The sequence below is a fragment of the Membranihabitans marinus genome (assembly GCF_021729155.1).
Classification (GTDB): Bacteria; Bacteroidota; Bacteroidia; order Chitinophagales; family Saprospiraceae; genus Membranihabitans; species Membranihabitans marinus.
Map to the genome: position 1 here is coordinate 71,250 of NZ_JAJQYA010000015.1, position 26,551 is coordinate 97,800.

The 26,551-nt window shown below is 37.4% G+C and carries 21 protein-coding genes; 14 read left to right on the plus strand and 7 right to left on the minus strand.

Going from position 1 to position 26,551, the window contains the following annotated elements; genetic code table 11:
* Positions 1-493 precede the first annotated feature (493 nt).
* From LVD51_RS11140 to ribA, 8 genes are all read left to right on the plus strand, one after another.
* Complete coding sequence (locus LVD51_RS11140; protein WP_236971451.1) at positions 494-1,819, plus strand: T9SS type A sorting domain-containing protein; 1,326 nt, start codon at positions 494-496, stop codon at positions 1,817-1,819.
* An 823-nt stretch (positions 1,820-2,642) separates the two neighbouring features.
* Positions 2,643-4,262: a T9SS type A sorting domain-containing protein gene (locus tag LVD51_RS11145; protein ID WP_236971452.1), complete on the plus strand. Its 1,620-nt coding sequence runs from the start codon at positions 2,643-2,645 to the stop codon at positions 4,260-4,262.
* A gap of 754 nt (positions 4,263-5,016) precedes the next feature.
* Complete coding sequence (locus LVD51_RS11150; RefSeq protein WP_236971453.1) at positions 5,017-6,348, plus strand: T9SS type A sorting domain-containing protein; 1,332 nt, start codon at positions 5,017-5,019, stop codon at positions 6,346-6,348.
* A gap of 848 nt (positions 6,349-7,196) precedes the next feature.
* Positions 7,197-8,024, plus strand: a complete 828-nt coding sequence (locus LVD51_RS11155) for a prephenate dehydratase (protein WP_236971454.1) — start codon at positions 7,197-7,199, stop codon at positions 8,022-8,024.
* Positions 8,014-9,189 (plus strand): pyridoxal phosphate-dependent aminotransferase, encoded by a 1,176-nt coding sequence (locus tag LVD51_RS11160; protein WP_236971455.1) that lies wholly within the window; start codon positions 8,014-8,016, stop codon positions 9,187-9,189. The genes LVD51_RS11155 and LVD51_RS11160 overlap by 11 nt, the downstream gene beginning before the upstream one ends.
* Positions 9,186-10,028 (plus strand): prephenate dehydrogenase, encoded by an 843-nt coding sequence (locus LVD51_RS11165; protein WP_236971456.1) that lies wholly within the window; start codon positions 9,186-9,188, stop codon positions 10,026-10,028. The genes LVD51_RS11160 and LVD51_RS11165 overlap by 4 nt, the downstream gene beginning before the upstream one ends.
* Positions 10,029-10,034: 6 nt before the next feature.
* Positions 10,035-11,123, plus strand: coding sequence for a chorismate mutase (locus LVD51_RS11170; protein WP_236971457.1), 1,089 nt, complete (start codon positions 10,035-10,037; stop codon positions 11,121-11,123).
* A 247-nt stretch (positions 11,124-11,370) separates the two neighbouring features.
* Positions 11,371-11,949: a GTP cyclohydrolase II gene (ribA, locus tag LVD51_RS11175; RefSeq protein WP_236971458.1), complete on the plus strand. Its 579-nt coding sequence runs from the start codon at positions 11,371-11,373 to the stop codon at positions 11,947-11,949.
* A gap of 405 nt (positions 11,950-12,354) precedes the next feature.
* Here the strand turns inward: ribA and LVD51_RS11180 are convergent, their stop codons facing one another.
* Together LVD51_RS11180 and LVD51_RS11185 are read right to left on the minus strand one after the other, a co-directional pair.
* Positions 12,355-12,564, minus strand: coding sequence for a hypothetical protein (locus LVD51_RS11180; protein ID WP_236971459.1), 210 nt, complete (start codon positions 12,562-12,564; stop codon positions 12,355-12,357).
* Positions 12,565-13,184: 620 nt separating this feature from the next.
* Positions 13,185-13,637 carry a hypothetical protein gene (locus LVD51_RS11185; protein WP_236971460.1) on the minus strand — a complete coding sequence of 151 codons (453 nt, stop codon included), beginning with the start codon at positions 13,635-13,637 and terminating at the stop codon, positions 13,185-13,187.
* Between the two features lie 528 nt (positions 13,638-14,165).
* Here LVD51_RS11185 and mazG point away from each other — a divergent pair.
* From mazG to LVD51_RS11215, 6 genes are all read left to right on the plus strand, one after another.
* Positions 14,166-14,945 (plus strand): nucleoside triphosphate pyrophosphohydrolase, encoded by a 780-nt coding sequence (gene mazG / locus LVD51_RS11190; RefSeq protein WP_236971461.1) that lies wholly within the window; start codon positions 14,166-14,168, stop codon positions 14,943-14,945.
* Between the two features lie 227 nt (positions 14,946-15,172).
* The gene (rpsO, locus tag LVD51_RS11195; RefSeq protein ID WP_236971462.1) at positions 15,173-15,448 is read left to right on the plus strand and encodes a 30S ribosomal protein S15; all 276 of its coding nucleotides are present in this window, start codon (positions 15,173-15,175) and stop codon (positions 15,446-15,448) included.
* Positions 15,449-15,610: 162 nt separating this feature from the next.
* The gene (locus tag LVD51_RS11200; protein ID WP_236971463.1) at positions 15,611-17,878 is read left to right on the plus strand and encodes a polyribonucleotide nucleotidyltransferase; all 2,268 of its coding nucleotides are present in this window, start codon (positions 15,611-15,613) and stop codon (positions 17,876-17,878) included.
* A 529-nt stretch (positions 17,879-18,407) separates the two neighbouring features.
* Positions 18,408-19,061, plus strand: a complete 654-nt coding sequence (locus tag LVD51_RS11205) for a hypothetical protein (protein ID WP_236971464.1) — start codon at positions 18,408-18,410, stop codon at positions 19,059-19,061.
* A gap of 73 nt (positions 19,062-19,134) precedes the next feature.
* The gene (locus LVD51_RS11210) at positions 19,135-19,560 is read left to right on the plus strand and encodes an NUDIX hydrolase (RefSeq protein WP_236971465.1); all 426 of its coding nucleotides are present in this window, start codon (positions 19,135-19,137) and stop codon (positions 19,558-19,560) included.
* A gap of 26 nt (positions 19,561-19,586) precedes the next feature.
* A complete protein-coding gene (locus LVD51_RS11215; protein WP_236971466.1) occupies positions 19,587-20,522 on the plus strand; it encodes a phosphoribosylaminoimidazolesuccinocarboxamide synthase in 936 nt (311 codons plus the stop codon).
* 68 nt (positions 20,523-20,590) lie between these two features.
* On the opposite strand, the gene LVD51_RS11220 is transcribed toward LVD51_RS11215, so the two are convergent.
* From LVD51_RS11220 to LVD51_RS11240, 5 genes are all read right to left on the minus strand, one after another.
* Positions 20,591-21,514 (minus strand): IS1595 family transposase, encoded by a 924-nt coding sequence (locus tag LVD51_RS11220; protein WP_236971467.1) that lies wholly within the window; start codon positions 21,512-21,514, stop codon positions 20,591-20,593.
* Positions 21,515-22,286: 772 nt separating this feature from the next.
* Positions 22,287-22,811: a hypothetical protein gene (locus LVD51_RS11225; RefSeq protein WP_236971468.1), complete on the minus strand. Its 525-nt coding sequence runs from the start codon at positions 22,809-22,811 to the stop codon at positions 22,287-22,289.
* Between the two features lie 67 nt (positions 22,812-22,878).
* Positions 22,879-24,090 carry an NAD(P)-dependent oxidoreductase gene (locus tag LVD51_RS11230; RefSeq protein ID WP_236971469.1) on the minus strand — a complete coding sequence of 404 codons (1,212 nt, stop codon included), beginning with the start codon at positions 24,088-24,090 and terminating at the stop codon, positions 22,879-22,881.
* Between the two features lie 144 nt (positions 24,091-24,234).
* On the minus strand, positions 24,235-25,644 hold the full coding sequence (locus tag LVD51_RS11235; RefSeq protein WP_236971470.1) for an MATE family efflux transporter: 1,410 nt from the start codon (positions 25,642-25,644) through the stop codon (positions 24,235-24,237).
* 183 nt (positions 25,645-25,827) lie between these two features.
* Positions 25,828-26,529, minus strand: a complete 702-nt coding sequence (locus LVD51_RS11240) for an SDR family oxidoreductase (RefSeq protein WP_236971471.1) — start codon at positions 26,527-26,529, stop codon at positions 25,828-25,830.
* Between the last annotated feature and the right edge of the window lie 22 nt (positions 26,530-26,551).

A 26,551-nucleotide genomic window follows, 5' to 3' on the forward strand; every position in this document is an offset into this window, starting at 1 on the left:
ATACAAACAATTAAATAACACCAACCACATACATCTACAATAAAAAAATCAAAAGCTATTAAAAATCAGACAAATTATAATTAAAAACAAAAAACACCCCTCAACACCTAAAAACATCCTCAATTATAAACTGATAATTACTTGAAAATATAAATTAAGACCAAAAAGTTAAAATTCAATTTTATAATACAACAATATAATTTAATCCCATATATTTGACCCTAAATCAAAATATCAACCTTCGGTTATTCATAGTCAAAACCTAAGCCAAACACCACATTAACTACTAATTATCAATTTATTAAAAAACACAACACCATATCAACATTATTATTACAGACAATAATAAATTAAGAATACATTATAATAACCAAAAATATCAAAACTTAAGTCAACAAAATCATCAATGTCTTTCACAACAATTCACATACAAAATAAATTTAAAGTCGAAGACAATTTAAAATTTAATCTACCCCCTTTAAAACTTACCAACATGAAAAAACATTTACTCTTTACACTTTTATTTTTGTCTGCCATCAATACATGGGCAGCCACCTATTATTCTTCTGGAAATAAATCTTGGAGTGATTCGGGATTCCCCAACACCCTAAATGCGGGAGATCAAATCATCATCCAATCAGGTCACACCATTGCACTCAATAAAGACATTGTCATCAATGGCCATCTCACCATTGGCGCAGCAGCAAAACTAGCTGGCAACAAAAAGATAGATGTCGGCATAGGTGGAATAATAGTGGTATCTGGAGAATTAGAAACATCTATGGATCTGACTATATCAGGTCACCTGCAAAATGTTGGCACAACTACCATCAATAGCAAAACCAAAGTAATTGGCACCTTGGACAACAGTGGAATCCTTAACTCTGACGATGAATTACATGTAGATGGGCAATTTACCAACTCTCATTTTACCTATATTAAAAAATTACACAGCGACGGAATCATCCTCAACACTGGCACCATTGAACTGGAACCAGGAGAGACATTCCACCACCATGGCGGAGAATTAAAGGGCAATGGCAGCAATTTGGGCAGCATAATCGCAGACGAACTAAAAATTGAGGACAACACTGGAGTAAACCTCAACAACCACCCCGAAGCCATCACCTCAAAAATGGTTTTCTGTGGTACCAATGGACAAGAACCAGGATTTGATGGCGATGGAAACAACAGCAGTCAAAAAGTAAGTAAGGAAGAATTCCTAACCAATGGAGAACCCACACTATCCATCATAGATGAAGAAGTATTTATATGTGCCAATCGCACCACCCCTATAGAACTTCTATCCTTCCAAGCCGAAGTAATGAATGAATCCACCGTAAAAATAGACTGGGTCACAAGTTCTGAGCTAAACAATGACTATTTTGAAATCGAGAGGAGTCGCGATGGATTAACTTGGGAAAAAATAACTCAAGTCAATGGTTCGGGAACAACTCAAACTACACAATACTATACTATTACTGATTTACAACCATATTCTGGTAAGACATGGTATCGATTAAAACAGGTAGATCTAGATGGGAGTTTTTCTTATTCAAATACCGAAGAAGCCAACATCAATTCAAATTCTTACTTATCCATCTACCCTAACCCCAGTCAAGACTTCATCACTCTCTCTGGCAGCAATATAGACTTAAGTCAAGTCAGAATATTCAATGGTTTGGGTCAAGATGTCAGTAATCTTCTAAATATTGGAACTGGTAAAACCTCAAGACAGGTGATTGATATTTCGACTTTGCCGGCCAATATATACTATATAATGATTTCTAATCAAATGCATAAATTGATTAAACAATAGTCGAAGACATTATCGACTATTATTTTTCTGAAAGCAGATATCTCATTACTATGAGGTATCTGCTTTTTTTCAATAAACAAAACACCTTTTAAGTGAACATCATCGAACACAAAACAGCTTAACTCCTCCTTCCTAGACTACTCCTTTTATGAAAAGTCTAAAATAAAATCGACAATACAGGACAATCCAACCCCAAGTCTAGATCAATTAGCAATTAGAAAAAAGAGCCACCCTCTTAAAGCAATCTGCAAGCAAATTTAAATAAAAATGATGTTTGATGTAATCGACAATAATCTCTCCAAAAGTATTACATAGAAAAACTGCCTAATCACACAAAATTTTCACCAATGCTACAACTTACACCAGCAACAAATACATCTCTTAAGAAGCTTATGAGATAGCTGATATTGTATCAAACAATAAATAATTAGATATAAATAATCACCTTATTACCTGTAAATATTTTACAAATCAAAAACACATGCCCTTTAAATGTTAAAAAACACACAATTAAACAAACATTTGAATAAAACACCTATCTTCACCTTAAGACTATACATCTAGTAATAATTTGCTTTGGAAATCTTCCAATTCACTAGTTGATAGCACTAAGTGTTCTTACAGAACATAAGCCAAGCCTCAAATTCATATAAACTTAAACAGTGCCATAACCACTATGCGCAAATGCTAGGCATTCACGTTGATCTAACTACACAGTTCATGCGAATGGTCTGACTATGTCTAAATCGAAAATTTTACGACATCGTTAATTGCAATAATTCTCATTTACAGTTTTTGAAACCTCTTTAGAAATTAATTAAAAATGAAAAAACACTTCCTATTTGCATTATTCATCATTTACTGCACTCATGGCTGGTCTAAAACCAATATTTCATCGATCAATGAAATGAGCTCCATCATTGAATTAGACTCTACTCAAATTAATGGCGACTTCACTCTTACCGCCGGCAATACCTACCTGTTAAAGGAGGACATTGAGATCTCTGGGAACCTCACCATCGAAGCTGGGGCGAGATTGGAAGGAAATAAAAAAATTACTGTTGATTTTGGAGGCAACTTAATCAACAATGGAGAAATCGAAACATCTAGTGAAATACTAGTTAATCTAGCTGGAAACATTGTCCTAAATGGAAAACTTTTTACTTCTGATAATATCATCATAAATATAGGAGGAAGTTTCACCAATAATGGACAACTTTTCACATCCAGCGAAGTTCTTGTAAATCTAGGTGGAAATTTCATCATCAATGGAATACTCGCCACATCTAATTTATTCACTGTTAATCTAGGTGGCAATCTTATCATCAATGGAAAATTCATTACTTCTCATGATTTTACAATCCAATCTGGCGTATCCATCTCCCTCCCTCCTTCTGGCGCCATTGAAGCATCAAAAGATGTAATTATTTCTGGTTCATTATACAATTCAGGTTCACTCCTAGTCAATGGAAAGATAATCGTGGAAGGCAGTCTGGACAACAGCGGCACTATAAATACAGATGGGGAACTGTATATTCAAGGACTTTTTAGCAACTCTCAAAACACTAAAGTCCAATCATTATATAGCGAGGGAATCATTCTTAATACTAGCACTATTGAATTGCTACCTGAACAAACTTTTCATCACCATGGAGGAGAAGTTAGCGGCGGAGGAAGAATATTGGCAGATTCTTTAAGAATAGAAGCCAACCCTGAAGTAAATCTAAACAATCGCCCCGAAGCGATAACCCAAAACACTATATTTTGTGGCACTATAGGCCAAGAACCCATATTTTATGGAGATGAAGAAAATGATTCAACCAAGGTAAGCAAACAAGAATTTTTAACCAACGGAGAGCCCACTCAATCTATTATTGATGAATTTGTCTTTTTATGTAATAACCTCACCACTCCTATCGAACTACAGCGCTTTGAAGCAAAAGCCAGTTCAGATAAAACCGTAGTCATTGAATGGATCACTAGCTCTGAACAAAACAACGATTATTTTGAAATTCAACGAAGTCGCGATGGACTAAACTGGGAAAAAATCAATCAAATTTCAGGAGCGGGAACAACCCAAACCACTCAATATTATTCTACCAATGATCTTCGACCACATCTAGGAAAATCGTGGTATCGATTAAAACAAGTGGATATTGATAGTAATTACACCTTCTCCCATACCGAAGAGGTAAACCTCTCGAACATTACAAACAATCTGTCCATATACCCCAACCCCAGTCAAGACTACATTACGTTATCTGGAAACAAGATCGATCTTAGTCAAATAAAGATATTCAACAGCATAGGCCAAGATGTCAGCAACCTCATCAACATTGGTCAAGGTGTAATTTCTAAACATGTAATTGACATATCAGCTTTACCGGCGAATATATACTATTTAAAGATCAACAATGAAGTACACAAATTAATTAAGCAGTAAAGAAGCCTTATAACCAACGGTTATTATAAAGTTATCACATAGCAGACATCTCGAATTGTAAAGAGCTGTCTGCTTTTTTATTTAAACACTATTTACAATTCATTTAATATCAAATAACTATACTCACACATATCTTAAAACCCTCTCCACTTAGCTAACACCACAAAATAAGTTCATACTCAAACAGATTAAAAACACTAACCAATCTACCCCCTAGGCCAAAAGAACTTACTTTCCTTTATTTTACTAATTAAAAATTCAATATAATAGACATTTTAACAACAATAATTAAACAATTTGCATATTAAATTACAAATTCACAAACAAAACAACATACTTACACAAACAGAATTTAATTTATTTAAATACACCATAACAATACACTTCACTAAGTATGTAGCAAAAAACAAAGCTAATACAAAGTTAACATGTTAATTAACACCAATAATATACAATCAATTGTTAATTATTAGTATATTTACCCTCAGAATAATTAAATACAATCTGGGAATTACAAAATCGACCTCAATATTTTTATATTTTTTGTAGTTCTTAATACGATATGACTATACCATCCTACAAACCGCTTCAAATCTGAGGTATTAATTGATTTCGAATCAATTGTAATAACATTACACCGAAATACAAACAGAATTTGAAGACTACGACCTACTTAATTTTTAAAGAAATTAAGTTTTAATTTTCACAACCCCAGTTGTATTAATATTTAAATAACCACCAAAAAAACATTACCATGAAAAAGTTATTTCTTTTCTTATTTTTCATAGTTTTCTTTGGCCAAAGTTGGGCTCAAACCTATATTACTGCTATTAGTGGAAATTGGTCTCCTACATTACCCACTACCTTGATCTCAGGAGAAACTATTCTAATATCATCAGGACACACAATTACCCTCGATGCCGACATAGAAATCAATGGAACTCTAACCATCTCAGCCGGAGCCATCCTCGAAGGTCCATATGAAATCACCGTAGGATCTACCGGTACAATAACCAACCTAGGAGAACTAAATATAGAAGAAGTCATGGTCAATGACGGCATTATTACCAATAATGGAACATTGACCGCTTCGGAAGATATCACTGTCAATGGATCCTTAACCAATACTGGAACGATATCCACTTCAGCAGACATTACGGTCAACGGATCCCTAACCAATAGCAACTCCCTTACTTCCACTGGGGATGTCAATATTCATGGAACATTGTCCAACTCTACAATGATAGAAGTAGATATTATGTATTGCGGCGGAACCCTGATCAATAGCGGAAGCATTACTTTAGGCAATAGCCGAACCTTAGAACTCGAAGGAGCCATTGTTTCTGGTGGCGGAGAAATTATCGCAGATAAACTACACATACACAAAAACCCATCTAACACACCGGCCGCCATTGTCGATATGGTATTTTGTGACAGAAATGGTAACACTCCCCAATTTGTGGGAGGAGGGGTTTCAGAAACTGACTTCATCACCAATGGTGACCTTACGGAATGCAGCATTAACGAATTTGTCTTTTTCTGTGAGAATAGAGTCTCTCCAATAGAATTGAAATTCTTCCAAACCGAAGTTTACAACAATTCACATGTGACGCTTGAATGGATTACATCTTCCGAAACAAACAATGCGTATTTTGAAATTCAACGAAGCCATGATGGACAAACCTGGCAACACATCAATAAAGTTTACGGAGCAGGCACTACGCCCATCGCCCAATATTATTCAACTACAGACTTGGAACCCATTTCTGGAAAATCTTGGTATCGATTGAAACAAGTGGACTTCGATGGCAGTTATTCATACTCACATACTGAAATTGTTGTCATCAATAAGAGAGACATCTTATCCATATACCCCAATCCCAGCCGAGACCACATCACAATATCTGGTAAAAACATCGACCTCAGTCAAGTTAAGCTATACAATGGATTGGGCCAAGAATTGAGTCAATCCATTGATATAGGAAGTGGGATAATTTCACATCAAATAATTGACCTATCTAATTTACCCGCTAACATTTATTATTTAAAAATTGATGAAACATTACATAAAATAATTAAACAATAAGACATAAGAATTTTATCCCAACGTATATTTCAAAAAACACAACCAGATGTCTTGATTAAATTAGAGACATCTGGTTGTTCTTTAATGCATAATATTTACCCATGCCACAGAGCACCTAAGTCCATTCAATTGAGAATTCTGCAATCACCTTTAGTCTTCGTCTATAGAAAAATATTCTACAACCTATCTTCAATTAAATGTCGACTTAAGGTTGCTTCTCACAATGGCAGTAACTGATGCAAATAAGATACGACTGCTATCCTAAGACGACATACCTTTAAAATACAAGCCTTTAAGCACTGAATTGACAACTGTGTAATTCAATAGGTTTACATCATTGAATCTCGGTAAAACCATAGGCCTTTAATATTTAACCATATTGATATAAAATTGAAGTAAAAGATTATGATTAATAAGTCGTAATCAATGGATACTGGGTAATTGAATGATAAATCAATGCTTTGAATAAAAAAAATAACAAAAAAATTTATTCTAAAATCATCGATTAAAAAGAAAAAAATTCTTTGGCCTCGTAAAAAGGTGGTGTTGAACACAGAAAGACATTCCTTGACTAGAATAATTTACACAAGGTTAAAATCCACTAAACAGAATAATTTTTTGTTTACAAGATTAATCCCTAGATTTGACCTATCATAATAATAAAGACATCGCAATGAAGGCATTGAACAAATATTACTTTTATTTTTTTAGCAGTATTCCAAAGTGGATCTGAGATATTTGATTGATGAATCATTCGACAATAATAATCAGGTCCTTAATTTGGGACCTTTTTTTTTGCACATAGATGAAAAAATGATCAACCAAGTTTGATTAAATAAAGAAAAAATATGAAAAGAGTATCGATCCAAGGTTATCCCGGAGCATTTCACCACATAGCGGCCGCTTTGTATGAAGGCAGTGCAGTAGATGTAGTAGGTAGAAATACCTTTGAAGAAGTGGTAACCGATGTAATGGAAGACGACAACATTCATTATGGTATGATGGCTATAGAGAATAGCATAGCTGGCAGTCTTATGAAAAACTACAGCTTAATCCAAGATTCTGGAGTCCGCATCATCGGAGAGACATATTTGCGTATTCGACAAAATCTATTGGCTCTGCCGGGGATCAAGATTGAACAAATTAAAGAAGTTCACTCCCATCCCATTGCATTGGCTCAATGTGAGAAATTTTTTAAAGCCTACCCCCATATTAAATTAATAGAATCTATAGATACCGCTGAAACGGCTCATCGAATAGCGACGGAAGGCAATACCGAAATTGGAGCAGTGGCCAGTGATTTGGCCGCAGAGATGTACCATTTGGATACCTTGGCCAGCAGTATAGAGACCAATAAGCAAAACTATACTCGATTCCTAGTATTGGACGACAAATGCCCGGGCTTGAGTTTTGATAAAATATCGATCTCATTTACAGTATCTCACCACATTGGTAGTTTGTATAAAGCCTTAGAAAATTTAGCACAAAACGAATGTAATCTTACCAAGATTCAAAGTGTTCCCATTTTGGGAAAACCTTGGCAATATTTATTCTTTGCCGACTTCACTCTGGCCAATCCCGATAATCTACCGAGTATATTAGAAGATTTACAACCTTTTGCGCAACAGGTAAAAGTTTTGGGCAAATACAAACAAGGTATACGTCATGACAATTAAATCGGCCCATAGAATAGACAGTGTTGTAGAATACTACTTCTCCAAAAAGCTCAAAGAAATAGCCCAGCTAAAATCAGAGGGCAAGGAGATTATCAATCTCGGTATAGGTAGCCCTGATTTGCCCCCGCATCAGTCCGTCATTCGGGCTTTGACCGATGGTGCAGAGAACAGTCAGAATCACGGTTACCAAAGTTATATCGGCATACCAGAGCTCAGAGCAGCCTATGCCAATTGGTACGCCAATCAATACCAGGTCGATCTCAATAGCCAAACAGAGATATTGCCTCTTATTGGATCTAAAGAAGGCATCATGCATATATCTATGACCTTCTTAGAAAGTGGTGACGAAGTGTTGATTCCCGATCCGGGATATCCAACCTATCGATCGGCAGCACTATTGGCTGGAGCAACGATTCGAAACTACTCTCTAATCAGTGAAAACGGATGGCAGCCCAATTTTACAGAATTGGAATCAACCGACTTGTCCAAGGTTAAAATAATGTGGGTCAATTATCCACACATGCCTACAGGGGCCAAAGCCAGTATTGAATTATTTGAAAAATTAGTTGAATTTGGTCAACGTCATAATATATTGATCTGCCACGACAATCCCTACAGCCTAATTCTCAATCCAGAGCCATTGAGCATATTATCGGTGGCAGGAGCCAAGGATCACTGTATTGAACTCAATTCCCTCAGCAAGTCTCACAATATGGCGGGCTGGAGAATGGGTGTCATGGTCGGCAAACAAGAATATATTTCAGAAATATTAAAGTTTAAATCCAATATGGATTCGGGCATGTTTCGCCCGATGCAATTGGCAGCTATTCAAGCACTGTCATTGGATGGACAATGGTACCAAGACAACAATAAGATATACGAGGAAAGAAAAAACATCGCCTATCGAATCCTAGACCAACTCGGTTGCAGTTACGAAACCGATCAAGCGGGATTATTTACATGGGGTCGAATCCCTTCCTCTTACCGCAGCGGTTTTGACTTAAGTGACGACATCTTAGACCACACCGGTGTATTTATTACTCCCGGAGGGATATTTGGTGACAATGGCAATGCATACATTAGAATATCTATCTGTACCGATGCCAAAGTACTAAATCAGGCTTTAGAGAAAATTGAATCATTTGTAAACCAAAGTGTTTTATGAAAATAGGGATTATTGGATTGGGATTAATTGGAGGGTCGCTTGGATTTGCATTAAAGAAAAGTGGATTTGCCGATTATTTATATGGATTCGACATCAATGCAGATCACAGAGCAGAGGCACTGAACAGAGGCATCGTCGATGAAACCACCAATAATATGGAAGAATTGGTGAATAAATCAGAAGTCATTATTCTGGCCATCCCTGTTCAGCATATTGAAACCACATTGCCACAATTATTGGACATGGTCACTGACCAGGTCATCACCGATGTGGGCAGCACCAAAAATTCCATTATCAATCAGGTAGCCCACCATGACAAAAGAAGACAATACGTGGCTTCTCACCCGATGGCGGGGACGGAATATAGCGGACCGCAAGCAGCTATTTGTCACTTATTTGAAGACAAAACTTGCGTACTCTGTGATGTTGAAGATAGCGATGAAGAATGTGTAGATATCATCAAAAAAATGTATCGAAGTATTGGCATGAACATTGTGTACTACAACTCGGTAGATCACGATGTGCACACGGCCTATGTATCGCATATATCTCACATCAGTTCATTTGCTCTGGCACTGACGGTATTAGAAAAAGAAAAAAATGCCAATCGAATATTTGAGTTGGCCAGTGGTGGATTTTCCAGTACGGTTCGACTGGCAAAAAGCAATCCAGATACTTGGGTTCCCATATTTGAACTCAACAGAGACAATGTATTAGATGTATTAGACGAACACATCAACACCATAAGTCAATTTCGGACGTTGTTGATTAAAAAAGATTTCTCAACTTTTCATCAATTGATTGAAAAAGCTAATAATATTCAGAAAATTTTAAAATAGGTAAACATGAATTTGAAACCAATATTCGAAAACACAGACAGACCCATTCAGATTTTGGGTCCTTGTAGCGCCGAAACCGAAGAACAGGTGTTGGCAACTGCTCAACAATTAAAAGATGCCAACGCTAAAGTTGATTTATTTAGAGCTGGTATTTGGAAACCGAGAACTCGCCCCAATTCTTTTGAGGGAGTAGGACCAGAAGGTCTTCAATGGTTGAAAAAAGTAAGAGAGCAGTACGGTTATAAAATCACTACGGAAGTTGCCAATACACAACATACCTTCGAAGCTTTGAAAGCCCAGGTGGATGTATTGTGGTTGGGTGCTCGTACAACGGTTAATCCATTTAGTGTACAGGAAGTTGCCGATGCACTTAAAGGAGTAGATGTACCTGTATTGGTTAAAAACCCTATCAACCCAGATTTGAAATTGTGGATGGGTGCTATCGAAAGATTGTACAATGTAGGTATCACTAGAATAGGTGCCATTCATAGAGGTTTTTCTAAATTTGGTAAGAGTGTATATCGAAATACTCCTCAGTGGCAAATCGCCTTGGAACTTAAGCGAAATTTCCCGGACATTGAAATCATTACCGATTCATCTCACATCTGTGGAAACCGAACCAATCTATACGAAATCAGTCAATTTGCCTTAGATCTCAACATCGACGGTATTATGTTGGAAACTCACCCCAATCCCGATGAGGCATGGAGTGATGCTGCACAGCAAGTGACTCCTAAATTTTTGCAAGAGAACATCCTCAGCAAATTGATCGTAAGAAAGGAAACAGAAACTGATCCATTATTCTTACACAATATTGAAGACTTGCGTTCACAAATCGATTTAATTGACAAAGAAGTGATTCAATTATTTGCCGACAGAATGAATTTGGCAGAGAAAATCGGTGAATACAAAAAACAAAACAACATTGCTATTTATCAGCAAGGTAGATGGAGTGACATCTTAGAGAAAGCGATGGAAATGGCTCAACCTAAGGGATTAAGCGAAGAATTTATCAATAGAATCTTAAAAGCTGTTCACCAAGAATCTATCGATCATCAAGAGAAAGTGATGCAAGGAAAGCAAGAAAACGCTTAATCGATATTGAAAATATAAATATATATTTAAATATTTTGTTATAATCAGCGATAATCGTACATTGATTGCGCAAAATTATAGTCATAAATATTTTAAATATGTTTCTATTAAGTGTTTTTCTATGTGTTTTCTTTTGCTCCGGTGGAGTAATATTGTTTACCAAATACGGAAGAAAAATTTAAACTATTTATGCCGATCGATGATTAGGTAGATAGTTTGAATTTTTCGACTGTATTTATTTAATCTCATGAAACAATTATCAAAAGCAACCATACCTACAAAATATGGTAATTTTATCGTCGCCGCATTTGGCGAGCGAGCGGACGAGTACAGTCCGCATTTGGCCATAATAAGTGAGGACATTGATATCACCCAACCCGTCAATCTCAGAATTCATTCTGAATGTGTGACTGGTGATATTTTTGGGTCTCAACGATGTGAGTGTGGAGAACAATTAACTGCGGCCTTAGAGACCATCGGCAAGACTGGTGGTATCGTGATATATTTGAGACAAGAAGGTCGAGGTATAGGCATTGTCAATAAGCTCAAGGCCTATGAGTTGCAAGACACCGGTCTAGATACCGTAGAAGCCAATGTCCATTTGGGGTTCGAACCCGATGAACGAGAATACGGCATGGCTATCGAAATCTTAGAAATCCTGGGTATCAAATCCATTTATTTACTGACCAATAACCCCGACAAGGTTTCGGCTATTCAAAACTCCAACATCACTTTGGTGGATCGAAAGCCTCTGGTAATAGAAACCAGGGATACCAACGAAGGTTATATGAAAACCAAAGAAGACTTTTTTGGGCATATGTTATAAATGTCTTATCCGCTTCATTGAATGATTTCAACTAGTTTATCTTATTTCACTAGATAAGGATAAGGGACATATCATCATTTTTCTTGGAGGAATAGACCGCCATCCTCCTCAAGCAGACCGCTCAAATTAATACGAGGTTAATTTGACTTTAACGGTCTTCTTTCTATGGATTGGAAGGGTTATGCGAAATTGAATTTACAATGAATAGAAATTCAACCTTCTTCTAATTTTTAGCCATTATTATATCACAGCAGGTTAACTTCAGAAGTACATATTTCTGATAAATAAATCTAAATCCCCATACAGCCATCCTATGAATGGCAACACGAATAATCATCGATAATAAAGAATAATAAGGCTTTTATAATTCGGGAATCAATGACTAAGCATTGAATAAGATGATCATTATGCACTGGCGGGATTGGCACATTCTTCATCGGGTTTTTTACCGCAAACACTGCACTCCCCCACTTTAGTCTTCAACATAGGATTGTTGTTGGCACATGTTCCTCTAAATTCTTTGCCTATCGCTATATGACGAATATTAATCAGGAGAAAAGATACTCCAAAAATGGCAAAAATGACAAGAAGATAATATAAGAATGTAGATAGCATAATGAACTATTTTAATTAAATTTTGGATTAAAACACTAGTCTTAATCCCTTATTCAACAGTTTCTAAGGCTGAATGTTTAAGGAATGCAAAGGTAATATATAAATGTGGATAGTTCAATGGTTTTTAACCATACTTTTTCATTCTAAGCTTCCTTCCATTAGCCTCTCTGTATTTTTGGCTGTGAGATTGAATTGCCAATCAGTATAGCTCAATCCTTTCTCTTAGTTATAATACGAATTATAATGGTTGGTTACATTTCGATTTTTTATGATTCTTTTGGTCCAGTTTAGAGACACGACCGAATAATGTCCTCAGAATATATTGGTAGAATTTCGTCTTATAGCAGTGACAATTACCTGACGAATTATGGGGCGATCACACGCGGGAGCTAGTGGCTAACCCACCGAGCCCAGTGGAAGCGGTGGCTGAGCTTTGTCGAAACCCGATTCCTTCAATTTTAATATAATATTATTGAAAAATGAAATTTAATACTTAGCAATTTTAATGTAGTGTTGTCACGACACAGTGGTCGTGGTTAAATATCCTCGGCACAGTGGCCTCGGTTCTATCGACAAAATACTCACCAATAAGAGGTTCAAAGACTTCTTATTGATTCTCACTAAACTAAATCCTCATCATCACCATTCCAGTATTCTTCCTTAACCGCTGATCTTGGTACTATGACTAACTCTGCTTTCATATTGTCTGGAATTACCCCAGGAATATTTCCTGCCTCATAATTCCCTAAAAAACGAAGCCATTCTTCAACAAGTCTCATTAATTCAACAGTAGGGATAGTGAACGACTCGAATTCGTCAAAAAATCCACTAACAAATGTCTCATTCTTACTGATAAATAATACACATTTGTCTTCTGCCTCTAATTTAATCGGACTAGAATTATCATTTAGGCTATTAATATGATCAATAAGAATTTTTACATTTTTAGCTTTGGCCAAATCTCTACTAAACACATGACATATTGGATCGTATTTATTAGGAGCCACATTTATGACTGGAATTTGATTTCCATTACTGAGAATTACGAGCTTATAACTTCTTGTCCACCACATCAAGGAAAATTTTTTAATACAGGAAATGCTGAAATAATGTACCCATCTGCATGCAGATAAAATTCTATTAACTGTCCACCCTAAGTGTTTGCTTGCCAGCGGTTTCCTGCTATATTTCTAGGAATATTACTTAGAACATATTCCCTTCCAACTTGGGCACAATTTTGACCCTCCTTAACTAAAGAGATTATCATCTCCTTATATTCTGAATCATATTTTCTTCTTTTCATTTTCATAATTGTAAAGTTAACATTTGTAGCTTAACTATTAGTGTTGAATTTTATACTATATCCAACTAGGTGACTTCATTCAGTTATATTCAGTCAAGTCTCTACGTCCTCAGAATTTATTGGTAGTATTACGTCTTATGGCAGTGTAAATTACCTGACGAACTATGGGGCGATCACACGCCGGAGCCAGTACCTCCTGTTCCTTATTCGTCTACTTTTGGAAAAAACAAAATTCATACCTCTTAATATCACAACAAAACTCACTACCTTTACTGCCCTAATCAAAATAAATTTATCCATGACCAATGATACCAGAGCAATTGCCTTTTTGCGACTGCTAAAAATAATGGATGAATTGCGCGAACACTGCCCCTGGGACCGCAAGCAAACTTTTGAAAGTTTGCGAAACCTAACCATTGAAGAAACCTACGAATTAGTAGATGCCATAGACAGTGGAGACATGGCCGATATCGAAGAAGAAGTCGGCGACGTATTGCTCCACCTCGTATTCTATGCCAAAATGGGATCAGAACAAGAAAGCTTTAATATATCGACCATTATCAACCGCCTATGCGATAAACTCATACATAGACACCCACACATTTACGGAGATATTAAAGTCCAGGACGCCAGTGAAGTCCAATCCAATTGGGAACAACTTAAATTAAAAGAAGGTAAAAAGTCCATACTTCAAGGCGTGCCCAAAGCTTTGCCCGCACTGATCAAGGCACAACGACTGCAAGAAAAAACAGCCCAAGTGGGATTTGAATGGACAGAAGTAAAGCAAGTTATGGACAAGGTTGAAGAAGAATGGGCAGAACTCAAAACAGAATTGGCCCGCGACATCCCCAATTCCAACCACATCGAAGAAGAATTTGGCGACCTTTTATTTTCCATGGTCAATCTAGCTCGATTTATTGATGTAGAACCAGAAACGGCTCTGGAAAGAACCAATGCAAAATTCAAATCAAGATTTGAATACATTGAACAAAATGCCCGTAGACCATTAGCGGATATGAGTTTAGAAGAAATGGACGATTTATGGAACAAAGCAAAGGTAATTCTCGAGAAAGAATAACCCGTCCTATACACCGGTATGAAAGGCGGAAAATTTTTCACAGGGGTTTCTGTATAATGGGCTATTTATCCGATGCTCAACGATTAACAAAGACAATATCGAAAGGAAATTACGGGTTTATAAGGTAATAATGATAGAAAATATTATTTATCATAGATTTATATCTTATATTTGCGGCGCGCTATACGTGTATTTATTTAATCACTAAATGGTAAACAAAAAATATTATGCCAGTTTATATTACAAAAGAAAAAAAACAGGAGCTTTTTAAAGAATTTGGTGGATCTGAAAACAACACCGGTTCTACTCAAGGACAGATTGCATTATTCACATTTAGAATACAATCTCTTTCAGAACACTTGAAAAACAATCACAAAGACCAATCTTCTAGAAAAGCGTTGTTGTCTTTAGTTGGAAAAAGAAAACGATTGCTCACCTATCTTGCAAACAACGATATCGGAGCATATCGAAGTTTGATCGAAAAATTGGGTATCAGAAAATAAAAGGAAAAGAGTGCTATTTTTTAGCACTCTTTTTTTATAACTCCTTCATTGTAATCGCATTACAAAACTGCGATTTTTTAAAATTTGGGTTATTAAGATTACAGGGCCGATAAATAGCTAAAAATTCCTGCCTCTTTTTAACACTTAAAACGTAAATTATTTATGGGACAATTAAATCCTATTCGACAGAGCTTTAATCTTCCTGACGGCAGAGAAGTGACCCTTGAAACAGGAAAACTAGCTCGACAAGCGGACGGATCCGCACTTTTAAAAATGGGGAATACCATGCTTCTTTGTACAGTCGTATCTGCAAAAGAAGCCAAAGAAGGTCAACCATTTTTTCCCCTTTCTGTAGATTATCAAGAAAAATTTGCCGCTGCAGGACGAATTCCAGGCAACTTTTTTAGACGTGAAACCAGATTGAACGATTACGAAATATTGACATCGAGATTGGTTGATAGAGCCATCAGGCCTCTATTCCCCGATGATTACATGAATGAAACTCAAGTCATCATCAATTTGATCTCTGGTGAAGAAGATGTACTTCCCGACGCATTGGTAGCCCTTACGGCTTCTACCGCCTTAAGCGTTTCCAATATACCATGGGCTGGACCCATTTCTGAAGTTCGCGTAGCTCGAATTGAAGGAGAATTTGTCATCAATCCCAACAGATCTGCCTTGGAGACTGCCGATATCGATTTAATCGTTGCAGCAACTCTAGACAACGTGATGATGGTGGAAGGTGAAGCCGACGAATGTTCAGAAACCGACTTGATTGAAGCGATTAAAATAGCTCACGATGCCATCAAAGTACAATGTCAAGCACAATTGGACTTGGCTCAACAAGTAGGTGACGCCGCTCTAATAAAGAGAGACATCGTTCTTCCTGAAGAAAATGAAGAAATCAAAGCATTCGTTGAAGAGTTTTCTACTGAGGCCATCGATACAATTGCTCACGGGCAATTGGACAAAGATGCTCGAAAATCAGGATTCAAAGAAGCCTTAACTGCTCTTAAAGAAGCCTATTTAGAAAAGGTAGGTGATGAAGAAGTATATGCTGAAGCGGAACCGTTTTTAAGCAAATATTTCAATAAGTTGCAAAAACAATTGATCCGTAAAATGGTCTTGCAAGAAAAAGTGAGATTAGACGGACGTAAAGGTGACGAAATTCGAAACATTACTTGTGAAGTAGACTTTTTACCATCGGCTCACGGATCTGCACTCTTTACCAGAGGAGAGACTCAAGCCCTTACATCATTGACTCTAGGAAGTAAACTAGATGAAATGATGGTAGACACGGCTTTGTTAAACGGCCACGAAAAATTCATCCTTCACTATAACTTCCCTGCTTTCTCTGTTGGTGAAATCAAACCAATGAGAGGACCAGGTAGACGTGAGGTAGGTCATGCTAATCTAGCAGGTCGATCCTTGAAAAAAGTATTGGATAAAGACGAAACATATACCATAAGAATCGTATCTGACATATTGGAATCCAATGGGTCATCTTCTATGGCTACCGTTTGTGCCGGTTCACTGGCATTGATGGACGCTGGTATTCAGACCAAGGCGCCTGTATCGGGAATTGCCATGGGTATGATTAAGGAAGGCGATGACTATGCCATATTATCTGACATCCTTGGAGATGAAGATGCCTTGGGAGATATGGACTTTAAAGTCACAGGTACTTCTAATGGAATTACCGCTTGTCAAATGGATATCAAGATCGATGGATTGTCATACGACATCATGGAGAAGGCCTTATTGCAAGCCAAAGACGGTCGTTTACACATCTTGGGCAAAATGAGTGAAGCCATAGGCGAGACAAGAGAAGACCTTAAACCTTTTGCACCGAGAATCGAACAAGTCATTATCGACAAGTCATTCATTGGCGCGGTTATCGGACCTGGAGGAAAGATTATCCAAGAAATGCAAAAAGAAACCAATACCGTTATCAGTATTGAAGAAGTAGGAGAAACTGGTGTAATCCAAATTGCCAGCTCCAACAGAGATGATATTAATGCCGCTATTGCCAAAATAAAAGACATCACTTTTGTTCCCGATGTAGGATCTGACTACGAAGCAGTAGTTACTGAGATTTTACCTTTCGGTGTTGTTGTTGAATTTAACGGCAAAAACGGTTTGCTACACATTTCTGAATTTTCACATACCAGAATTGATACGGTAGAAGAGGTATTTTCAATTGGAGATCCTGTCAAAGTAAGACTCATAGGTATCGATAGTCGAAATGGCAAATTCAAATTGAGTCGCAAAGCACTTATGCCTCGACCAGAAGGCATGCCACCAGAACCAGAGCGACGTGATGATCGCAGAGGAGGTGATCGCAGAGGAGGTGACCGAAGAGGTGGAGATAGAAGAGACAACAGAGGCGGTGGAGACCGCAGAGATAATAATAGAGGTGATCGTCGATAATTCACGATCCTTCGACTAAATTAAGATTAAGCTCTGCAAATAATTGCAGAGCTTTTTTTATATTACTGAGCGAACCTTCCCGTGTTGGATGGTTTATACGAATTACATTTATAATTAACGGAAATCTTTAGATCTATTTGAAGTTATACATCGTTTAAAATACTCGCCGTAGCTACGGCTATGGAGCCACCCCCTCCCGAAACGCGGAGGTTTCGGCTCCTTCAACCTTGACCGATTTACGGTCAATGGCTCTTTGAGCTTCTTTCAGTCGTAGCCTCGTCTAACTCCAAATATTTTCAAAATCTTTTCCGTCATCATAAAATGTAAATCGTATTATACATACAAATCGAAGTATAAATGATGAAATTATAAAAGGATAAACAGATACCCTGTTTAATTAGAAACGTTGATATATGGTTTGTGGTTTGGATAAACAATCGATACCACATGTACTGTTTACAATTCGTCATTGAAATCTTTGAATTATAGTTTACTTTGAATTTTTATTGATAACTATCAAAACTACCTTATGTTTTTATTTTTTTTACTCGGACTATTAGTGACCGTATATATAATTAATAAAATATATTTCGGTAAAACCACCATCGATCACTTGCGAAAGGAATTAGACAAAACCAAAAAAATCTATAAAAATGTCCTTCCCAGTCTAGTTCATTGGAGTGATCAAGAAATAGAATTGCTGTCCTATCACGTAAGTGGATTATCCGAACGCAAAGGATTTGGTCAATCCATTAGAGGGGTATTTACATCAATCTATCAAGAAAATATGTTGGTCTTCCAACATCGTCCCAACGATAGCAAAAAAAAGAACGGTTATACGATTTTGATTTCAGAAGGTCACGAAATAATTATCGACGGCAAAAATCAAGTATATGTCAATGGTGAAATTTTAGGTCTAATCAATAAAAAGAATCAGTTTGTCAATCCCAAACTCCGTCGCAATTTTGGATTCTTGGAAGAGGAGCGTTTCAACAAACACAATCTCATATCAGAAGACAAAGAAATCCTAGGTGCAGTGAAAAATCCAGAAGACTGGGAACTGCCCTTCCCCAGAGCTCTTGAGTTATATCAACCACTAGACGACCATTATCGCTTATTGCTCAAAATATTATGCGGCCATCAAATGGTTAAAATCTACGCCGACCATCTCAATAATAAATAAATATTAAATTTCTCCGTAAAAAAGGAGTATATTTGATTGTTTAGCGAATGTGATATTAATTAATCAGGACACCATGAGTGTAAAAGATTTAGCAAAGGTCGTCATTTATCGAATGGCGGAAAAGGGACTTGAAATACTTCTTATCAAAGATGAAGGTGATCCCAAAGGACAGACTTGGTCCTTGCCCAATGGCTTTGTACAACCTTCAACCATGAAGGAAGAAATGATTCAATTGGAAGAACCGACGCAAGATTCTCCAGAATATTCAAAGACCATAGCCATCGAAAAAGAAGAAAAAGACCTTCCTTCTTTAAGAGCCATGTTAATGAACGATGTCAAATATGTACATCAAAGATTAAAAGACTACATGACAGAATTTGACGAAGCCCACTATGTATCTATCAAAGACGCCGTAAAAAGGGTCTTGCCACACGAATACGCCAAACTTAAGGAATTAAAAGACATCCTTTCAGACAAAAACTCTGTAGAAAACATTTAACCAACTTTATCTTTCCCCCAATTTATATGAGTGCAATAGCAAGTACGGATTTCAATTTTCCAGGTCAACAAGGTGTTTATCATGGCAAAGTAAGAGACGTCTATGATTTAGGTAATCAATTGGTAATTGTATCGACCGATCGCATATCGGCTTTCGATCATATCTTAAGCCAACCCATACCATACAAAGGCCAAGTTCTCAATCAAACCGCAGCATACTTTCTAAATGCCACTCAGGACATCGTTCCCAATTGGCTTCAGAAAAGCCCTGACCCCAATGTATCTATAGGATTGAAATGCGAACCTATAAAGTTAGAAATGGTGGTTAGAGGCTATTTGGCAGGACATGCATGGAGAGAATATAAAGCGGGTAAAAGAGTGCTGTGTGGAGTGACCATGCCAGAAGGTATGAAGGAAAACGATGCTTTTCCTAGCCCAATTATCACTCCGGCTACCAAGGCAGACGAAGGTCATGATGAAGACATAAGTAAGGAAGATATTTTAGCAAAAAAAATAGTAAGTCCAGAACTTTGGCAACAATTGGCAGACTATTCACTGGCTTTATTTGCCCGAGGTACTGAATTGGCCAAAAAACAAGATTTAATTCTAGTAGACACCAAGTATGAATTTGGCATCCACGAAGGCAAGCTCTACTTAATCGACGAAGTACATACCCCGGATAGCTCGAGATATTTCTATGCCGATGGTTACAGTGAACGCCAAGCTGCTGGTGAAAAACAACGACAATTGAGTAAAGAATTTGTCAGAGAGTGGTTAATGGACAATGGATTTCAAGGATTGGAAGGTCAAACTCTTCCAACCATGCCAACCTCATTTGTACAAACCGTCTCGGAAAGATACATTGAACTATACGAAAAAGTAACGGGGCAAAAGTTTCAAAAATCAGAAGCTATAGACCTCCACGCTCGGATAGAAACCAATATATTAGCGGCCATTTCATAATTTTTCAGTAAGGATTATACTTCAAAAATAGGAGTTGTAAGGTAGCAAAACTCTGGTATTCGAAAAAATTAACTATAGTCGATAAACAAGGCTTTAGGCGTAAAATTGACAATGTCGTAATAGGTCCGCGGTTCGTGCTTTATCATGCGATCCAGTAAATGCAAAAACAAACCATCCTCCATATCACACCTGTTTAGCCGGAAGAAATATTCGTCGAGATAATATTGTAATAATTCGGCATGCCCATGAATTCCCCTAATCCAATGCAATAACCCGCAACTAATGCGATAGGTCATGACTACAGGACGTTTTCCCTTTTTGCAGATGACGGTTTTTAATCCAGGATATTTATTTTGTAGGGCAGCAAAACCATGCCAACCATTGGTCTTAATGTGGGCGGATTTGTCGACGTGGTCATTGAGGATGACATTCAGCTCTTTAGCACTTAAATTGTCTACCTTATGACCATAAGTTTTACCGCGTCCTTTACTCTTTTTTTCATGAGCCAAGACGGCCAATTTCTTCTTTTCAATTTTGATACCATCCTTTACAATGCGGTTGACACCGAGTTCGCAGGTCATTACTTCCACCTCGTTTGATAAGGAATACTTCTTCCTACTGGCCATGGCTTGCATGACTTTATGTTTAAATAGCCAACAGGTTTTTTGCCTTAGCCCAAGCTTCCTACTTAATTCTGTAGAGGCGATACCTCTTTTATTAGTCGATACGAGGTATACGATGTAAAACGCTTTCTGGAGACTGAATTTCATATGATGAAACAAGGTATTGGCTTTCGGAGATTCAATATATCCACAGGCTGTGCATCTGCGATCATATTTTTTTACAGAACGACAGTACTTCTTTTTATGACATCGATGACATGAATATCCGTCTTTCCATTTTTTATCGGACAAGTACTTCAAACAACTTTCGTCATCGGGAAATAGTTGCTGGAAGTCAAATAAGGATAGGCTTTTTGATATTGCTTCCATGATATTGTATTTTAAGCTTATGTAATCTATATTGTAGCGTGATGCAATAGCGCCTAAAGCGCTCTTTCTCCCCATCCATTCCCATCCATTCCCATCCTACACCGCCCAGACTACAGCATACAGACCTCGCCATCCAATTTCTCATTCACATTCTTTCATACCCCACTCATCAAATGCATTGCATCCTCAACATACTATTCCCATACGCTGAATTCGCTACTTCCTTTGTCCTCCTCATCTTCTTTTAAATCATCGCAATCCCTAGATTAATTTATAAGTCGTAAAGAACCTCCTACCTAAAAAATAAAATCAACCTACTAATAAGTTCCTAGAAATAAGAAATATAATATCAATTATAACCCATTGCGTTTATAATTGTCGGCTATATTTCTAATTATTGTAGAGATATGACCGAATAAAATGAAGTACCCCTTCGACTTAACGTCGTTCAGTCATCTTCGCCGAAGGTCGATTTACGAGCCAACCCATCCACGACACGGTGGTCGTCTTCCTTCAATATCGAAAATGAAAAAGACATCTCATACAAATCTTCGATAAGAACAGAAAACTTGTGATTTCTCAGGATTCACCACAAATACCTTGGATCGTGATCCCCTTCGCTTTCTCCTTCATATATTATAAAGGGACTAATACGAATTACAAAATGAATCTGGCATTATCGGTATTTGATAATGAGAAATAAAGAACCTACTCATAATGATTTGAGTAAAATTTCTGACAGATTTAGTGACCCGTCCAAAGACTAATCCTCCTAACTCTTTCCGCCTACAAAATGATCTTCCTTATTCTGAAATAGAATATTGAATGTGGTCAAACTACCATAAATTCTTGTAATATATTGCTGAAGATTAACCTTCTCCTCATCGGTTAACCCACTAGAATTTATCCGTTGCTCCATTACCCGCAATCGATCCCGAACCATCACTATCTTGTGAAAAAAAGTCTCAATCGGAATTTCCTTGCTTTTAATGTTGTCATTCGGCGGTTTAATTTCCAAAACCCCTCCTTCCCATCGATGGGCCAAATCCATGTCCGACGGCAATAAATCATGAGCTTGCAAAACCTTTGCTAGGCTTTTTTCAAAGTGATTAAGAGAAATAGATGCTTCCGCTGGAATCTCCTCGATCACATCCCAACCATCATAATTCTTTCCCATCGGTTTAATCCCACTATCTATAAAACACACATCATATGTTGTCTCATTTAACCCAACAATGACACCTTTTCCGTATATACTATGTCGCAGCCTAGTACCGACACCCAATAATTTAGACATTTATTTTATAATTTTATAGCCAATAAAAATGCTGTGAAAGATATTAACTTTTTTTAAAATGTCAATATTATTGATGGCCAGCAACGTAATTTTTCAAATATTTAAAATGCGGCCCCAATTCTCCATCAATGGCTATACTGCCTCGCAACAATACCCCATCATCAAACCGCGAATCATATACCAATGGAAAAATACCATCTAAAAACTGTTGTCCAAAGGATGTACTGGCATCCCTAGGCAATTCATTTGGCAAATTATCGATGGTCATCATGTCTATGCCAGAAGGGGTATAGGCTGGCACTTCACACTCCTCCACAACATCATAGCCAAACACAGGATCCACGATGGTTGTGGGTCGCAAAGTAGAAGGAATGGAGGCTATGGGTGCAATATCACAAGTGATGTCTGCGATGACCTCAATTTTGAAATTAGGATCTTTCATATCTTCTGGACTAAAAAAACGCGGCGCATTATTATCCCAATATATTCCATTGATCATAATATCGGCCCGATGTGCATAGGGCAAAAAAGCAGAATCAAACCGCTGGGGAAATTGAAAAAATTCAGATTGATCAAATGGAGATCCGTCTTTCTTTTTCGCATAATCGAAAAAGTCTAAAACAGTATACACGGCTTTATCAAATTCTTTATTTAAGAAATCATCCGGAGATACCTCTGCAATACCCATGTCATCTAAAACCTGCTTAGCTCCTTGTCCTACCCTACCTTTACCGGTAAGGACTATCTTTACCGATGGCCACTGAATAGAAGAGTACGCTGTCTGAACCTCCTTGTAATCAAAAGCCTTATACATTCTCGGCAAATCAAATGATTTATGGCGTTGACCATAGGTATACAACCCATTATGAGCACCGACCATGCCTGCAAAATATCCAAAAGCGATCAAACGCTGCCTCTTTTCATTGGTCAATAATTCATAATCTACCAATCGAATATTTTTCTCTAATATAGCCTGTAATAGTGGGCGATTATAGACCTGCTCTTTATAGGTATGAGAAAAGAAAAAATATGTTTTGCCTTGAATCAATTTTTCAATAGGTACTTCCTTTACTCCCAATAGAATATCACAGTCCGATACATGATCCACTACTCTAATCCCTGCATCCATATATTCGCTGTCCTTAAAACAACGATTCGGTGAATGTTCTACCACCAAATCCACATCGTAATGGGACTGTAACCATGCACATTGTTCGGGATTGAGAATTACTCTATCGTCACTTGGGACTTTTTCTTCGCGTATAATACCTATTTTCATATCTCAAAGATAGAAAGGAATTAATAAAAATTTAATTAGTTTCAATGGACATCCCTGTTATTTTGCCCGGCTATACCATATTGCTACATTGCCAATATTTATACATTTCGCATTATACCCAGTCCATGTGTCTACTTTCAAGTCCTATACCGTCATGGTTTTCCATTTCCCTTTTCTAAATAAAATCATAGCTACAATGGCTATCATTACCTCGGCCACTGTGATGGCAATATATACGCCCATTGGCCCCATGTCCCAATGAATGGCTGCCAAATAAGCAAAAGGCACTTGAAAAATCCAAAAGCAAAAGAAATTGATAACCGTCGGTGTTTGCGTATCTCCAGCTCCATTAAAAGCTTGGGTCATAACCATACCATAGGCGTAAAAAATATATCCCGCGGCTATAATTTGCAGACTTAAAGCACCGGCTTCAATCACAGCATTGACTTCTGTAAATAGACCAATAATTGGATGGGCGAAAAACAAATAGATCAAGGAAAAAACACCCATAAACCAGGCATTGTATTTACCGGTTATCCAAACAGATTCTTCAGCGCGATTGGCTTGATTGGCACCGAGATTTTGTCCCACTAGAGTAGCCGCTGCATTGCTGATTCCCCAAGCTGGCATCATAGTAAATGTAATTACACGAATAGAAATGGTGTAGCCTGCCAATACCTCACTGCCAAACTCGGCCATGATTCTCATTAACAAAACCCAACTCGAAGTACCGATTAGAAACTGACCTATCCCTCCTAAGGAAATTTTAATTAAATTTTTCATTATTCGCCAATGAATAACCCAATCCTTCATGGTGAGCTGGATTCTAGTCCAACCGTAAAATAAAACAAAGAGCTGAAAAACTACAGCACTTCCCCGTCCAATATTGGTAGCTATCCCGGCGCCTTCAACTCCAAAAGCAGGCACTGGGCCCCAACCAAAAATAAAGATAGGGTCCAAGATAATGTTTAAGCCATTGGACAACACCAGCGACCACATAGCAAAAGAAGCATCCCCAGCCCCCCTAAAGATGGCATTGATCAAAAACAATAGCATAATGGTGATATTCCCTCCGAGTAACCATTGGGTATAACGATAGCCCTCATTGATTACCGCTGGACTAGCCCCCATAAGCGCCAATATTTCTCGAGCATATCTAAAGCCCAGAATACCCACTATTACGGCAACCAATACTCCCAATAGAATGGCCTGACTCGCCGTCTTTTTTGCTTGAGCCAGATTTTCTTCCCCAATTCTGCGTGCAACCAATGCAGTCACCGCCATACTCAATCCTATGGCTATGGCATAAACCAAGGTGATTACTGATTCTGTCAAACCTATAGTAGCTACGGCTTCTACACTGATTCTTGACACATAAATGATATCTACCAAAGCAAATACCGACTCCATCAACATCTCGATGATCATGGGAATGGCCAATAAAAAAATGGCTCTGCGAATACTACCTTGGGTATATTGAAATTCTTTACCTGAAAGAGCCTCTAGGAGACTGTTAAAAAACGATGGCTGTTCCGGTGTTTGATTATTTTCCACAAATAGAAATTTTAAATAATATAAAGGAATGATCCTCCTAATCCATTTAGAGGATACTATTGCATAGCACAGCTGCTATATAACCCATTTAAAATTTCTTAAACATTCATAATCTTGCAATTATAAGGAATATTTTAAAAATAATTTTCAGAATTTGACTTGAACGCAAAAAAATAATAATGGTTACAAGTCCCCCAACAACGGTCTAACCACTACATCTTCCAGTACGGATTTATTTTCCAACTCGGTGGCCAATAAGACAATCTTAGCTATATCTGAAGCCTCCATTAGCCTGTCCTTAGGCAAATCCACTCCTGCCCAACTGTTGGACCAAGTTGCTCCAGGCATAATGTTGGTCACCCTTATTCCATATTCCTTGAGTTCTTCTCGCAAACCTTTCCCCAGGCCCAACATAGCAAATTTGGATATAGAATAAGATCCTCCATTGGGATAGGCCTTTAGCCCAGCCACGGAAGATATATTAATAATATGTCCACTGCCTTGAGATATCATTTGTGGGATAAAACTCCTAGACATTCTATAGGCACTATAGACATTGGTATTCATGGTCATTTCTAGGACGCCATCATCTTCTTCGTGTATTTTTCCAGGAATAAACACTCCTGCATTATTGATCAATACATCAATTGATGTCCAATGTTCGAGACAATTTTTAGCAAATTTATTTATTTCGACATGATTTGTAACGTCAACGGACTGGATAAAAACATCGGTACAATTTGTCGAAGTTAAAATATCGGCTTTTAACACCTCTAACTTACTGAAAGTTCGTGCGCAAAGCGCCAAAGCATTATCTTTGCTTGCAAAAGCGTAAGCGATGGCTTTTCCTATCCCTTCCGTCGCTCCGGTTATAACAATATTCATAGTGAGATTTTTCTAATTATAG

Coding starts and splice junctions, on each gene's coding strand:
- rpsO (WP_236971462.1), top strand. CDS start 15,173: ATGCCAGTTTATATTACAAAAGAAAAAAAACAGGAGCTTTTTAAAGAA.
- LVD51_RS11205 (WP_236971464.1), top strand. CDS start 18,408: ATGTTTTTATTTTTTTTACTCGGACTATTAGTGACCGTATATATAATT.
- LVD51_RS11165 (WP_236971456.1), top strand. CDS start 9,186: ATGAAAATAGGGATTATTGGATTGGGATTAATTGGAGGGTCGCTTGGA.
- LVD51_RS11220 (WP_236971467.1), bottom strand. CDS start 21,514: ATGGAAGCAATATCAAAAAGCCTATCCTTATTTGACTTCCAGCAACTA.
- LVD51_RS11145 (WP_236971452.1), top strand. CDS start 2,643: ATGAAAAAACACTTCCTATTTGCATTATTCATCATTTACTGCACTCAT.
- mazG (WP_236971461.1), top strand. CDS start 14,166: ATGACCAATGATACCAGAGCAATTGCCTTTTTGCGACTGCTAAAAATA.
- LVD51_RS11240 (WP_236971471.1), bottom strand. CDS start 26,529: ATGAATATTGTTATAACCGGAGCGACGGAAGGGATAGGAAAAGCCATC.
- LVD51_RS11150 (WP_236971453.1), top strand. CDS start 5,017: ATGAAAAAGTTATTTCTTTTCTTATTTTTCATAGTTTTCTTTGGCCAA.
- LVD51_RS11170 (WP_236971457.1), top strand. CDS start 10,035: ATGAATTTGAAACCAATATTCGAAAACACAGACAGACCCATTCAGATT.
- LVD51_RS11185 (WP_236971460.1), bottom strand. CDS start 13,637: ATGTGGTGGACAAGAAGTTATAAGCTCGTAATTCTCAGTAATGGAAAT.
- LVD51_RS11200 (WP_236971463.1), top strand. CDS start 15,611: ATGGGACAATTAAATCCTATTCGACAGAGCTTTAATCTTCCTGACGGC.
- LVD51_RS11225 (WP_236971468.1), bottom strand. CDS start 22,811: ATGTCTAAATTATTGGGTGTCGGTACTAGGCTGCGACATAGTATATAC.
- LVD51_RS11180 (WP_236971459.1), bottom strand. CDS start 12,564: ATGCTATCTACATTCTTATATTATCTTCTTGTCATTTTTGCCATTTTT.
- LVD51_RS11230 (WP_236971469.1), bottom strand. CDS start 24,090: ATGAAAATAGGTATTATACGCGAAGAAAAAGTCCCAAGTGACGATAGA.
- LVD51_RS11215 (WP_236971466.1), top strand. CDS start 19,587: ATGAGTGCAATAGCAAGTACGGATTTCAATTTTCCAGGTCAACAAGGT.
- ribA (WP_236971458.1), top strand. CDS start 11,371: ATGAAACAATTATCAAAAGCAACCATACCTACAAAATATGGTAATTTT.
- LVD51_RS11160 (WP_236971455.1), top strand. CDS start 8,014: ATGACAATTAAATCGGCCCATAGAATAGACAGTGTTGTAGAATACTAC.
- LVD51_RS11155 (WP_236971454.1), top strand. CDS start 7,197: ATGAAAAGAGTATCGATCCAAGGTTATCCCGGAGCATTTCACCACATA.
- LVD51_RS11210 (WP_236971465.1), top strand. CDS start 19,135: ATGAGTGTAAAAGATTTAGCAAAGGTCGTCATTTATCGAATGGCGGAA.
- LVD51_RS11140 (WP_236971451.1), top strand. CDS start 494: ATGAAAAAACATTTACTCTTTACACTTTTATTTTTGTCTGCCATCAAT.